This window comes from Plebeiibacterium marinum (assembly GCF_026013615.1).
GTDB classification, from domain to species: domain Bacteria; phylum Bacteroidota; class Bacteroidia; order Bacteroidales; family Marinilabiliaceae; genus Saccharicrinis; species Saccharicrinis marinus_A.
The window spans coordinates 1-13551 of sequence record NZ_JAPDPI010000041.1; the positions used below are offsets into that span (position 1 = coordinate 1).

A 13551-nucleotide genomic window follows, 5' to 3' on the forward strand; every position below is an offset into this window, starting at 1 on the left:
CCCACACCTTATGTTTATTGGAAAAGATTTGTATTTTTAAACTTTTTCAAGAACTTCGGGTGTGGGTGCACTGCTGCTCATGCAGGGCACACACATTTTGTATAATTCATAAGGGTTTCAGTGGTATGCGAAGCTTTGTCTCTCGCTTCAACTTCGGTATCGGTGGATACGAACGCAGTCCGCAATCCCTTACGAAATCATACACTCAACGCCGTTGCCACCAATAGCAGATTTACAGCTTTTGAAATTAAATTACGAATAGAATATTATCTTTGGAGTGTAAAATATAGAAACAAAAAACCCGGCTTCATCACCAGCATAAGGACTGGGAGAGGAATCACCGGGACGACAGTACAAAGATAATACAAATGGATAGAAAAGCAATAGAGAGAATTATTTCGATTGAGCGATTAGAGCCATATTTAAAACATCATTCTAATGATTTTGATAAGGCAGTGGAGCATTATAAAGCTAATATTGAAATATCTGAAGCATTTTATCCATTACTATCAATATTGGAAATAGGATTACGAAATAATTTTGATTACCAGTTGAAAAGACGATTTGATGATGATAACTGGTTTGAAAATCCAGAATTTATAAAAATTGTATCTCGATTTCAGATTGACAGGGTTTCAGAGGCTCGAAACACAATTTTAAGAGAGAAAAAAGAAATTACAACAGGTAAAATAATTTCAGAGTTATCATTTGGATTTTGGACTTCATTACTAGATTCTAAATTTGAAAAGACTTTATGGAAAAACTTGAGATTAGCATTTCCTAATTGTCCAAAAAATATTCGTCAAAGAAAAACAATGAGTTCAAAATTAAATGGTGTGAGAAGATTGCGAAATAGGGTATTTCATCATGAATCAATTACATGGAGTATTTCTGCATTAACAAATTATCAGCAAGAGATAATTGAAGGAATTGATTGGTTAGATAGGGGATTATTAGAATGGAGTAATGAATTGATTCGTTTTGATGAAGTTATTGGAAAGAGAAAAGGATTAATAAAATAAACTACTGGTGGCTAACACTTAGCCTCTAATGTAGGGTTGCTTGCATACCCTACACATTGGAGGGTTTGTTGAACTAAATATTATCCCGGAAACCTTTACGTAAGATATTGTAAGTGTGCGATTTATCCATAGTGGTTTTAATCGCATTTTTTTATTGGTTTAACTTTGTTTCAGCAGAACAAGCCACTCATCATATGCGAGTCCATTGGCTACCATTCCTCGTATAAGTAAAAAAAATGAAAATAATATAAAGTACATTTATGAAAAAAGTAGAATTGAGTATGAAAAATTTAATCTGTTTTTTCTTGACATTTTCAATCACAACAATTTTATTTAGTCAAGAAATGAAGCCTTTAAAGCCAATTAAGAATTTTGAGTTACCCCCCGACTATGTTACATTCAATAAGCTTGGTTTGAACAAGACAATGCCTGATATTAATGCAGTAACATTAAATGAAATCAAAGTTGATAGTATGTTCTTTAAAGATAAAGTGACAGTATTAAATTTCTCATATATAGGATGCCCTCCTTGTATGTTTGAAGTTAATCACTTAAATCAAATATATGAAAAGTATAAAAACCAAGATGTAAATATTATTAGTGTATTTTCTATCAACAGGCAAGGTTTGTTGGACTTTTTAAATGGTAATGATATTTATAAAGGAGTACGCAAAAATGTACCATTTAATAACATTAAGTATACATTAATACCTGAGTGTCTTGGAGAAAAAGAAGACTATAGAAATGGTGCAAAGCCACAATGTAATAACATTTCCAAATATTATGGCGTTAAAGGATATCCAAAAACTGTAATAATTGATAAGGACAGAATTGTAAGACATATATCAAACGGTTTTCCAATGACAGATATCAAAGCTGATTCTATAAAGAATGAATGGGTAAACATTATCGATGGTTTGTTGAAATAATAAATATAGGTAGCCAATCGAGTAGCTCTCCGATAAGCTAAAAGCCTATCGGAGGACTTCTTACACCTCCGTACACACGGGGCTTACCGACAATATCGGGACAGGCAGTATACGGCGGTTCTTTACATCATGGGAAACAACAAATTCGAAATTGAAGCTAAAGAAAAATTCAGATGCTTGTACTTATCAGGCAAGGAACCTTCACTGCTAACTTTGGCGTGCGTTAATACACCTTAACAAAAGAAACGATAACTAAATCAAATAATATGAATAAAATAACCTTGATTTTTTTGATTTTGTCATTAACTAATTCATTACAAGCTCAAGTTTCATTTGTAGAAAATGGACAAAATCTAAAAAGTAATAATAGTTGGTATTTGCTTATGACTGATATGGATAACGATGGTGATATTGATGCCTATTTTGAAAATACCTTATGGCTAAACAATGGAAAGGCCAAATTTGAAAATAGTGGAATCTGTTTAACGAAGACTTATTTTCCAAAATTCGCTGATATAAATAATGATGGATTGGATGATTTAATTGAAAATGATAGCATTTTTTTAAACAATGGTGATTTGAGTTTCAGTTTTTCCAAAACAGTGAATTGCGATATTAAAATGGCTTCAGTCCATATAATGGATATCAATAATGACAATTTAAATGATATGATTTGTTGCTCAAAAAATAACGATAGGATTCTTATTAATAATGGTAATGGAGAATTTATTAATACTGGAGATAGTTTAGGTGGTTGGGGACAATGTTCATATGCATCAGGTGATATAAATAACGATGGATTTATTGACATTTACATGGGAATCCCTCATAATCCCCCACCTGTTTTTGGACCAGGAATTAATAAAATTTGGTTTGGAGATAAGAACGGAAAATTTTGGGCAAGAGAACATAAAATTGATAATGCAGAAACAAGGGAAGTGTTATTAGCTGATATGGATAATGATGCAGATCTTGATTTATACATTTCTGACCGCTCAAAGGGTGGAATGATTTGGTTTAATGATGGAAAGGGAAACTTTAATGATAGCGGACAAAAATTAGGTCAATTTGTTGGTGCAGCTAAAATAGCAGACCTTGATGACGATGGAGATCTTGATTTAGTGATTTGTGAAGATGCAGGAGGGGAAAAAGGTTTGGTATTTAGTAGTGGAGCACCCAATAAAATTTGGTTAAACGATGGCAAAGGTAATTTTACAGATAGTGGACTTCGATTGGGAAATTCCAATACAATTTCACTTTCTATCAACGATTTAAATGGAGATAAAAAGCTTGATATTTTTGCTGTAAATGTTAAACTGATTGCAACATCGGGACCTCCAAAAGCTGACAGTTGTGATGTTGAAATTTGGATTAATAATGCAAAAAAATACAATAATGCAAAATGATACACCGCAAGAACGTTATATGGATTTGTTGAAAAATCATCCAAATATTATACAACGAGTGCCGCAGCATTATATCGCTTCATATTTAGGGATTACGCCAATTTCGCTTAGCAGAATTAGAAACAGGAAGACGAAATAATTAATTAACAATTGTTATCGTTGATCGGTTTACTTTTGAAGAACTTTGCTCAAAAATAAAATATGAAAGAAAGAATCTTCAAATCAGAATCAAAGACTACATCATTTGTAAATCTTGATACTAAAAAATGTAAAGCATGCTGGGAATGTATAAATGCGTGCTCTAAAAATGCGATTGGGCGGATTAATCTGCCATGGCATAAACATGTTAAATTTGCTGATACCCAATCATTATGGTCAGGCAATAGAACCTATCCTGGAAACGGCATATACTCCTTTTACATTTTTAATTTTTTTGATTAACAGATCCAGCACCTGGGTATCATTTACAAACACAGTAACACTACCTTCAAAACTACCTTCCTGCGAATCAATAGAAATAGACCTCATTTTCAGTCGCATGTCTTTAGTAATTACCTGGCTTATATTGCTAACTATGCCAATATCATCTGATCCTGTTACTTTAAGTGTAGCCTGGAAACTTGAACCCGTACCAGTTGTCCATTTGGCATTAACGATCCTGTACCCGAATTTGGAGCGCATTTCGGGTGCATTGGGGCAACTCATCCTATGAATTTTAATACCTCCGGATACAGCTACAAAACCAAATATTTCATCGCCAAAAATGGGGTTACAACATTTTGCCAGTGTATAATCAACGTTTTTCAGGTTTTTATCTATCATCAAAACATCATCCGATGCCGTAATTTCCTCATCTACATTAGCTACAAAGTTTGTGGCACTTTTTAGCTGGGCAACCTCTGCCTGATCCCTTCCTGCTTCTTTTTTCTCCTGTTCCTGGATATACTCCTTTACACTCGAAACATCAATGCTTCCTATACCAATTTCCCTATAGAAATCATTGATGCTTTTCATCTTAAAATGCTTCACCAACTGGTTTACCAGCTGATCATTGATTTCAATTTTCCAGTTTTTCAAACGACGAACAAGTGTTTCCCGTCCAAATTCTGCTTCCTTATAGTCAAGATCTTTTATTGCCTGCTTTAATTTTGATTTTGCCCTGGAGGTAACAACAACCTTTAACCATTCCTTACGGGGCTGCTGCGAGTTGCTGGTTACAATTTCAATATGATCGCCATTTTTTAGTGTTTGCTTTATAGAAGCATGTTTCCCATTGATTTTGGCACCTATACACTTTTTACCAACACCAGAATGGATATCAAAGGCAAAATCAAGTACCGTAGCGCCTTTAGGCAACCTCCGCAGGTCTCCTTTGGGAGTAAAAACAAAAACCTCCTCATCATACAGGTTCAGTTTAAAATCATCAATAAAATCTATGGCATTGAGTTCCGGATTTTCAAGCACTTCACGGATATTGCTCAGCCACTGATCCATCCCCTTCTCCCCTTTTCCGCCTTTGTATTTCCAGTGGGCGGCCAAACCTTTTTCAGCCACCTCATTCATCCTCTCAGTCCTGATCTGCACCTCTACCCATTTCTTCTCTGGTCCCAATACTGTAGTATGGAGCGATTCGTAACCGTTTGATTTTGGTATAGAAAGCCAATCGCGCAAACGCGATGGGTTGGGCTGGTATTTATCCGTTACAATAGAATAAACTTTCCAGCAATCAGCCTTTTCGTCCTTTTCTTTACTATCCAAAATAACACGAATAGCAAACAAATCGTATACTTTTTCGAAAGGGGTATTTTGCTTTTTAATCTTGTTATGTATAGAATGAATGGTCTTAGTCCTTCCCTTAATTTCAAATTTTAGTCCGGCCTCTGACAATTCCTTTTTCAGTGGTTCAATAAAGTCTTTTATGTATTTATCCCTGGCCCTTTTTGTTTCATTAAGCTTTTGGGCAATAAAGGTATACGTATCCCTCATGGTGTATTTCATCACCATATCCTCCATCTCCGACTTGATGGAATACAGACCTAGCCTGTGGGCCATGGGAGCATACAAATACCCTACTTCGGCAGCAATTTTCTGCTGGTTTGACTGACTATACAAGCCCAGGCTCCTCATGGTTTCCAACCTATCGGCCAGTATAATCAGAATAACCCTGACATCCTTAGCAAACGAAAGCAGCAATTTCCTGAAATTCTCTGTTTCAATAGAGGTATCTTTTGTATATAGTTCCTTAACTTTTATCAAACCTGTAACAATGGCCTCTACACTCTCACCAAATACCTCTTTAATTTCATGCTTTTGCACATCCTCATGCTGTACCACATCGTACAAAAGGGCACAGATAATGGATGTTCTTCCCAGCCCTATTTCTGAGGCTACAATATTAGCTACCTCAAGCGAGTGGATTGCTGAAAGTTTCCCTGAAGGCCTGCGGTGTTCCTTTTTGCGCTCCAAAGACATTTCAATGGCTTTCCTTACTTCGGTAACATCCTCATTACTCAGAATATTTTTACATGCCCTTAACAAGGTCCTGTAATTCTTCCTTATCTGTACTTTCTCTTCTTCGCTAACGATCACTTGGTTTTCCATGAAAGATTTGTTTGATTTTTATAAAACAACCTTTTAATTATTGTGCTTCTGCTTTTGTTAATCCTCAAAAATATATCACAAATACTTTTAAACAAAACAATCTGTCAAATCCTTTGTATAAAAGTTGACTTTTCTATTCTTTTATGGTATATTAAAACTACATATTACATTGTTTAACAACTTAAAAAATAGGAGTTATGAGAAATAGTGGTTTATTTTTTGGAGGAATGATTGCTGGTGCTATTTTAGGTGCAGGTACCGCTTTATTATTTGCTCCTCAAAAGGGTTCTGAAACCCGCGATCAGCTTAAGCAAAAACTTAATGATCTTGAAAAAGAAATGGTTAACACCAAAGAAAAACTAAAAGTTAAAGGTGGTGAACTTAAGGAAGAACTAAAAACTAAAATTCACAACATCGAAGAAAAAATTGAAAAGCTTTTAGATGAATACAAAAAAACTTTGGAACCAACCAGTAGTGCTAATTAACAGAATTTTGATTTATTTATTTGATGCCTGAAACTATTTTCTTACATTAATAGAGAATTAGTTTCAGGCAATTTTTATTTGCACTCATAATACCTTAATGTTTTAACTATGGACAAGAGAGAGACAATATCCGAGGAAATTTCGGATATTAAAAAAGAGATAAACACCTATATCAATAGCAAAATTGATTTAACAAAACTTCAGGCTGCCGAAGATTTAAGCAGGTTTGTATCCGGCATTGCTGTAAAACTGGTTTTGTTTTATATCGGTTTATTTGTACTGTTGTTTGTATCAATGGCCGGGGCTTTCGCTATAGGTTCGTACACCCAAAGCAATGAAATTGGTTTTATTGCTGTAGCAGGCATCTATTTTTTAATTGCCATCATCTTTTATCTCCTTAAAGGCAAATTAATACAAACCCCTGTAATCAAATCATTTATCCAATTGTTTTTTCCTAATTTCAGCAAGTATGACAAAGAATAACAAATACGGCCACATACGTTCTTTTAAAGATTTTGAGAACGAAAAGATACTGCTCCACTACCAGATTAAACTGGCTGAAAAAAAGCTGGAGATAAAACAACTGGAGCTAAAGGAATATATAAACCCCATCAGGTTTTTTACATCCATGTTTAATGAGATTTACCGTCCGGCATTTGATTTATTACGATCAGTAATTATGCATTTTGTTGAAAAGCATAAAGAAAAAATAAACGAAGAAGAGAATAAAGGGAAATAGATATTACAAAAAAAGAGACCCTTGAAGGTCTCTTTTTTTTGCAATATTTTATAAAATAATTATTCAATATCCATCATCATCATTGGAGCAATACCAGCATTAACTTCTTTCACTTTTACACCTTCGGAATCATAAACAACAACTTTTCCAGCTTGGGTTGTACTTGGAGAAACAAAACAATATACATTATCAGTTAAAGAATTAACACCAAGGCCATTCAACCCAGAAACACCCTCAACAAAATTTGCATTCTCAAATGTTTTTGACGCAATATCAAAAACTGCCACAGCACCGGATAAGTTCCAATTAACATCATATGCTGAAGTCATTACATACAACTTTGAAAAATCTTTATTTGGCTGTAAAATATTCACATATGAATTACTAACTCCCGTTAAACCGTAAGTAACCATTTCATCTGTAGTTGTATTGATATATCCAATTCCATCCTGATCTGAATAATCACTATACGTGCTTACTAAAGAAACATATAAGTTATTTTCCGCATCTTTCACAAAATATGAAGAAACAGCAGGAGCTTCAATATACGATATTGCTTCTGTAGCCAAATCTATAACTGCAATTTTTGCTTCGTAATTTAGTGCTGCATATAATTTACCATTTGCAATGGCCAAACCTTCAGGTCCACCTGCAAGGTCAATTTTCTCAACAGCTTTTGTATTCAGATCAATTTTTGCAATATATGATAGTGATTCATCAGTCCAAATATCGCCCCCCCAACACGATACATACAGCACATCTTCATTTCCAACACAATAACGTGGCTTGATAATACCATCAGTAATTCCATTAGAAGTTTGTTTAAAACTATTGGCATCAACAGAGTATATCTGATCTACATTATTACCCATAAAATAAACACTTCCCTTATAGTTGTATGCATATTGAGCATTTGAAACCATATGAGCTCCATTCACCATTGTATAATACCCATTTACAATCTCATCTGTAATTTTATCATACAATGAAATTGTTGTTTTTTCTCCGGAATACCCACCATAATTAATAACGTAGCCAAACTCACTAACTGTAATTTCCTTTTGCACTGAATCTACTACATTTTTAGTCTCCACAACTAATTTTACGGTATATTTCCCTCCTTCTGTGAATGTATGTACCGGATTCTCATCCATAGAGGTTGTTCCATCACCAAAGTTCCATTCCTGAGCAGTTGCTCCAACCGAGTAATTTGTAAACTGGATTTCTTCATCAACGGAAACGGCGAATGAAGAGGCCTCAAACTGAGCTTTTACAACAGGTTTCTCTTCATCGTCTTCACATGAAGTAAAAACTAACATTAAAGCCAATGAGGCCCATAACATCCGATAAAAATAATTTTTCATATCTATTATTGTTAAAATATTATTTGAAATTATATGATACACTTAATCTCCAATTTAAACGTGGCATGGGATACCCCTGTGTGGATTGGTAATCCTTATTAAAAATGTTATTTAAAGAGCCAGATAGGGTAAATGAATTCTTGCTGTTTAACATATAACAATAGTTCACATAGGCGTTAAACAGAAAGAGCTCCGGAATGGTTTTATCAAGCTGGGAAACATATTGCTCAAAAGTATATGAGGCATCAAGTCCACACTTATACGACTTATAGGTTCCGTTTATGTAGACTACCCCCCTGTGCAGGGGAACGTATTCCAACTGCCTCCCTATAGCTTCATTTTCTGTATTTTCGCTATTCACTTCTGCTCTAACTACTGGATTATAGCTATAATTAACTCCTGGATTAATGATATAATCACCTTGGTTTATCTTCCAATCAGAACTTACTTCAACACCCTTACTTTTTACCCTTTGCACATTCTGTGCTTCCCAATAACTTCCTCCATTTCGCCACAACAGCCAGTTATCAACATCTAAGTAAAAAGCATTAACCTTTACTACACCAGATAATCCATCTCTAAAAAAAGTAAACTTCGACCCAACTTCATAGTTCATGCCTTCCTCCGGGGCAAGATCAGGATTGCCTCCCGGTATCCAGTACCGGTCATTGAAAGTAGGTACACGATAGCTCTTTGAAACATTACCATTAAAGTTTAAAACAAAGGAGCTCCCCGAAAAAGCATTGTAAGATAATCCCAAAGCAGGGGTAACAGGCACATCAAAATTGGTAACATAAGCCTGTCGTATATTTAATGTTGCTATTAATTTATTACCAAAGCTATGATAATAAGAAAAATAATAATCGGCCCACTCCTCTTTGTCAAGCCCATCACCATAAGCATAAACTTCCGGGAAAATTGATTTAACATTCACTCCCAATTTAAAACTACTCCTCTGCGAAAAGGAGTAATTACCTTCAGCTTTAGCTACAATTCTTTGTGTCGATATTTTATCAGTTGAGTGATTATGAATTGAGTTATCGTATACATAACCACCACCTAATGAATAATTGAACCCATGTTTTTTATTGAAATAGTCTGCCCAAACCCTTACATGTGCATCCTCCAATGTCTCTCTAAAATCAGGCTGAAACACATTGGTTTGCATATTTTGCTGTATTTCATGCCAATCTTGTTCCACCCATGCCTTTAAGGATACTATTTCTTCATTACTAAAACGATAATTATATTCCTGAATTACTCCTTTGTTTTCAATCCTTGCGTTACGCTGCCTATCTTCACCATACTCTTTTGCTTTATCAAAATCATAAGTTGGATTAAAAAAGGAAAAGTCATTTTTTTTATTATAATAATAGGCTCGGGTAATTCCTTCCCATTTGCCATTTCCATAAAACAATTTGGTTCCATATAATTGTTCACCAAATGATCCTGATGCAACCCGCAATTCTCCCTTCATGCCATCATGCCAGGCATGGTTCATTCCTAAATATATAGCCCCCCCTATACTTCCTGATCCATTTACTACTGATGAGCTGCCATATTGCAATCCTATTTCATCAAACAAATACATAGGAACATTGCTGGCATTGGAGTGACCCAATGTCATTGAGTTAATATTAATCCCACCAAAATTAATGCTTGTGTGATCAGGTGATGTACCCCTAAGCCGAATTGTTGACAATGAGCCCGCCATTCCTTTTACGGCAATTGGAGTAAACCTCAGTAACAATTGTTCAAGGTTTCCATCTTGCACGACTTCAAGGTGTTGTTCTGAAATTTTTTCCACTTTTGCCCCAACCTGAAACCGATTGATGCTGTTCCCCGTCACCACAACCTCTTCAACTCTCATAGTATCTTTAAGCATATTTTGCCCTCTAACACTAAATATAGGAAGTGTAACAGTTACCAATAAAAAACGCAATACTATTTTTTTCATTCTTCACTAATCTCATTAAAATTAGTATTGCTCCTGAAAACGGAATTTACAATGGAAATCAAATCCTTTGCCATGTATTTAGTCCGAATACCATGAACAATATACTTTCAATTGGCAGGTCTTCTGACTTATTCCGATTTTTTATCGCCTTCCCAACAAATAATATTTCGTCAGTGGCTGTAGTGATAAAAAACATACTATCCTTTACTTAAAAGGATCGGAAATTACAGCAGCGGATACTGTTGTCGAATTTCACGACATTCCCATTTTAACTAGTTGCTAAATTGAACGATTAGCATTGAACCAATTGCGGCGCAAAAGTACAAAATATATTATTTTAAAAAAACTATTTTTTCTGATAGTGTGACGCTTCATTACATTAATATAATGTATTATTGTATTTTTACACTCCAATAGGCAATTTTGATTTTTATAGAAAATGATGAATCAGAACATAAAAAATAGAATAGATTCCTTACGTGAAAGCTTAAATAAACTCAACCATTACTATTACGTTCTTAATCAGCCTCAAATTTCAGATTTTGAGTACGACCATATGATGAAGGAACTGGTTGATCTGGAAAAAGCCAACCCTGAATTTGCAGATCCCAACAGTCCTACTCAAAGAGTGGGAAGCGATATTTCTAATGATTTTGTTCAGGTTGCACATAAATACCCTATGCTTTCATTAGGCAACACCTATAACGAAGCCGAAATAGCTGATTTTCATAACAGGGTTACTAAAGCCATTGGACATGATGTTGAATATGTATGCGAGTTAAAATATGATGGCACCTCCATAAGCCTCACTTACGAAAACGGAACCTTTGTTCGTGCCGTAACACGTGGTGATGGAGAAAAGGGCGATGATGTTACTGCCAATGTAAAAACCATTAAGAGCATCCCTTTAAAACTCCAGGGAGATTTCCCTGATTCTTTTGAAATAAGAGGCGAAATTTTACTTCCCAATGCTGAGTTCGTTAAGATTAACGAAAAAAGAGAAGCAGACGGCGATTCTCCGTTTGCCAACCCAAGGAATGCTGCTGCCGGTTCACTAAAAATGAAAAAAAGTGCAGAAGTAGCCCAACGGGGATTGGATTGTTTTTTGTATTATTTGCTAGGAGAAAATTTACCCTCAGATATTCATTCGGAAAATCTGGAGAAATCAAGAAGCTGGGGCTTTAAGATTCCAACCTTATATAAGGTTTGCAAATCGCTAGATGAGATTAATGATTTCATCAGTTATTGGGACAAAGAACGCCATAACCTACCCTTTGAAATTGATGGCATCGTAATTAAAGTAAACAATATCAACCTTCAAAACGAACTTGGTTATACGGCCAAGTCGCCACGATGGGCCATATCATATAAATTTCAGGCAGAGGAAGCTTATACAAAGCTGTTATCTGTAAGTTATCAGGTTGGGCGAACGGGAAAGATAACACCTGTAGCCAACCTTGAACCGGTTCAGCTGGCAGGCACTACAGTAAAAAGGGCTTCATTGCACAATGCAGATATTATAGAACAGCTCAATCTGCACGAAAATGATATGGTATATGTTGAAAAAGGTGGTGAGATCATTCCTAAAATCACAAAAGCCGATGAATCTGCCAGACATCCCATGGCAAATAAAATTGAATTTATCTCTATATGCCCTGAATGCGGTACAGAACTGGTACGTCCAGAGGGTGAAGCGGCACATTTTTGTCCCAACGACAAAGCGTGTCCCCCTCAACTAAAAGGGAAAGTAGAACATTTTGTTAGCCGAAAAGCCGTTAATATTGATTCTTTTGGAGAACAGGTAGTTGATTTGCTTTTTGAAAAAGGTTTGATCAAGGATGTAAGCGGAATATATGACCTAACCTACGATAAGCTAAACGGACTTACCCGTGTTAACCCGGATGATAAAAACAAGGTTATATACAGTTTTCAGGAAAAATCAACTCAAAACTTACTATCAGGGATTGAAGCATCAAAAAACATCCCTTTCCCTAATGTTTTGTTCGGACTGGGAATAAAACATGTTGGAGCCACTGTTGCCAAAGTTTTATGCAAAAATTTTAATAACATTGATAAACTATCCTCAGCGTCTATGGAGGAATTAATTGCTATAGATGATATTGGTCCTAAAGTAGCCGAAAGTGTAATTAATTATTTTAGCGACGAGGATAATAAAAATCTTATTGAAAGACTGAAAGGCACAGGACTTCAATTGGAAACAGAAGAAAAGACAACCGATAGTGATAAATTCAAAGACCTGTCTTTTGTTGTTAGCGGAACATTCACAAACTTTTCGAGAGATGAACTAAAAAACCTCATTGAATCGCACGGAGGGAAAAACCTGAGTGGAGTTTCTAAAAAAACATCGTATCTTGTGGCTGGAGAAAAAACAGGCCCAAGCAAACTTGAAAAGGCTGAAAAGCTCAACGTTACCATAATTAACGAGTCTGATTTTATTGAATTATTAGAAAAATAAGTCTGTGAACTACTTTAAAAAATTGAGAATTAGGATTGGAAGATATTTGCTGAACAGGAAATTAAAAAAGAAGAATCACACACCTGTAATCTGCAATCTTGAAAATGCAAAGCACATTGGAATCATATACAATGCTATGTCGGCAAAAGACATGGAGGCTGCAAAAAAGATTGAGAAGTTTTATTTAAGCAAAAACATTAATGTTGAAACACTTGGATTTTCAAATAGCAAAGTACTTAACGAAACTCTAATCAGTGATCAGCGCCATTATTACATTGGCTTAAAAGATTACAACTGGGTATTCCAGCCCAAAAGTGACATGCTTAAAGATTTCATTTCCAAAAAATTTGACATTCTTGTTGATCTATATACCCTTGATGATTTTTGTATTGAGTACATTGTTAAAACTTCAGAATCAAAATTTCTTGTTGGCGCTGCACACATAAACCCCCAAATGCATGATTTTATGATAGACTGTGGCAACAGAAAAGATGACGTGACCTATTTAGGCGAACAGATAAACCACTACCTTAGTGTTTTTAAGTAAGAAGTGGCATAAAACTTGATACTTT

11 protein-coding genes and 1 riboswitch are annotated in these 13551 nt (G+C 35.1%); of the genes, 8 read left to right on the forward strand and 3 right to left on the reverse strand.

From position 1 onward, the window contains the following. Positions 1–368: 368 nt before the first annotated feature. From OM074_RS16450 to OM074_RS16460, 3 genes are all read left to right on the forward strand, one after another. Positions 369–1022 (forward strand): Abi family protein, encoded by a 654-nt coding sequence (locus tag OM074_RS16450; protein WP_301201430.1) that lies wholly within the window; start codon positions 369–371, stop codon positions 1020–1022. A 260-nt stretch (positions 1023–1282) separates the two neighbouring features. Then, positions 1283–1951, forward strand: a complete 669-nt coding sequence (locus tag OM074_RS16455; protein ID WP_301201432.1) for a TlpA family protein disulfide reductase — start codon at positions 1283–1285, stop codon at positions 1949–1951. 266 nt (positions 1952–2217) lie between these two features. Continuing rightward, complete coding sequence (locus OM074_RS16460) at positions 2218–3357, forward strand: FG-GAP repeat domain-containing protein (RefSeq protein WP_301201434.1); 1140 nt, start codon at positions 2218–2220, stop codon at positions 3355–3357. Between the two features lie 375 nt (positions 3358–3732). Here OM074_RS16460 and OM074_RS16465 read toward each other — a convergent pair whose 3' ends face one another. Then, on the reverse strand, positions 3733–5958 hold the full coding sequence (locus OM074_RS16465; RefSeq protein ID WP_301201436.1) for a RelA/SpoT family protein: 2226 nt from the start codon (positions 5956–5958) through the stop codon (positions 3733–3735). Positions 5959–6155: 197 nt separating this feature from the next. Between OM074_RS16465 and OM074_RS16470 the strand changes: the two genes are divergently transcribed. The 3 genes from OM074_RS16470 to OM074_RS16480 all read left to right on the forward strand — a co-directional run bounded on the left by OM074_RS16470 (position 6156) and on the right by OM074_RS16480 (position 7182). Then, complete coding sequence (locus OM074_RS16470; RefSeq protein ID WP_301201437.1) at positions 6156–6443, forward strand: YtxH domain-containing protein; 288 nt, start codon at positions 6156–6158, stop codon at positions 6441–6443. Between the two features lie 108 nt (positions 6444–6551). Continuing rightward, complete coding sequence (locus tag OM074_RS16475; protein ID WP_301201439.1) at positions 6552–6926, forward strand: phage holin family protein; 375 nt, start codon at positions 6552–6554, stop codon at positions 6924–6926. Further along, complete coding sequence (locus tag OM074_RS16480) at positions 6913–7182, forward strand: hypothetical protein (RefSeq protein ID WP_301201441.1); 270 nt, start codon at positions 6913–6915, stop codon at positions 7180–7182. Before OM074_RS16475 ends, OM074_RS16480 begins: the two co-directional genes overlap by 14 nt. 59 nt (positions 7183–7241) lie before the next feature. On the opposite strand, the gene OM074_RS16485 is transcribed toward OM074_RS16480, so the two are convergent. Then, the gene (locus tag OM074_RS16485; RefSeq protein ID WP_301201443.1) at positions 7242–8546 is read right to left on the reverse strand and encodes a PKD domain-containing protein; all 1305 of its coding nucleotides are present in this window, start codon (positions 8544–8546) and stop codon (positions 7242–7244) included. A 19-nt stretch (positions 8547–8565) separates the two neighbouring features. Beyond that, positions 8566–10503, reverse strand: coding sequence for a TonB-dependent receptor (locus OM074_RS16490; RefSeq protein ID WP_301201445.1), 1938 nt, complete (start codon positions 10501–10503; stop codon positions 8566–8568). A gap of 96 nt (positions 10504–10599) precedes the next feature. Then, positions 10600–10826, reverse strand: a riboswitch (cobalamin riboswitch). A 116-nt stretch (positions 10827–10942) separates the two neighbouring features. Between OM074_RS16490 and ligA the strand changes: the two genes are divergently transcribed. Further along, positions 10943–12979: an NAD-dependent DNA ligase LigA gene (gene ligA / locus OM074_RS16495; RefSeq protein ID WP_301201447.1), complete on the forward strand. Its 2037-nt coding sequence runs from the start codon at positions 10943–10945 to the stop codon at positions 12977–12979. 22 nt (positions 12980–13001) lie between these two features. Then, positions 13002–13526 carry a DUF6913 domain-containing protein gene (locus OM074_RS16500; RefSeq protein WP_301201449.1) on the forward strand — a complete coding sequence of 175 codons (525 nt, stop codon included), beginning with the start codon at positions 13002–13004 and terminating at the stop codon, positions 13524–13526. The last annotated feature ends 25 nt before the right edge of the window (positions 13527–13551 follow it).

Bases quoted from the DNA above. Each gene is read 5' to 3' on its own strand.
- OM074_RS16465 (WP_301201436.1), bottom strand. From the start codon at position 5,958: ATGGAAAACCAAGTGATCGTTAGCGAAGAAGAGAAAGTACAGATAAGG.
- OM074_RS16460 (WP_301201434.1), top strand. From the start codon at position 2,218: ATGAATAAAATAACCTTGATTTTTTTGATTTTGTCATTAACTAATTCA.
- ligA (WP_301201447.1), top strand. From the start codon at position 10,943: ATGATGAATCAGAACATAAAAAATAGAATAGATTCCTTACGTGAAAGC.
- OM074_RS16485 (WP_301201443.1), bottom strand. From the start codon at position 8,546: ATGAAAAATTATTTTTATCGGATGTTATGGGCCTCATTGGCTTTAATG.
- OM074_RS16450 (WP_301201430.1), top strand. From the start codon at position 369: ATGGATAGAAAAGCAATAGAGAGAATTATTTCGATTGAGCGATTAGAG.
- OM074_RS16480 (WP_301201441.1), top strand. From the start codon at position 6,913: ATGACAAAGAATAACAAATACGGCCACATACGTTCTTTTAAAGATTTT.
- OM074_RS16470 (WP_301201437.1), top strand. From the start codon at position 6,156: ATGAGAAATAGTGGTTTATTTTTTGGAGGAATGATTGCTGGTGCTATT.
- OM074_RS16475 (WP_301201439.1), top strand. From the start codon at position 6,552: ATGGACAAGAGAGAGACAATATCCGAGGAAATTTCGGATATTAAAAAA.
- OM074_RS16490 (WP_301201445.1), bottom strand. From the start codon at position 10,503: ATGAAAAAAATAGTATTGCGTTTTTTATTGGTAACTGTTACACTTCCT.
- OM074_RS16455 (WP_301201432.1), top strand. From the start codon at position 1,283: ATGAAAAAAGTAGAATTGAGTATGAAAAATTTAATCTGTTTTTTCTTG.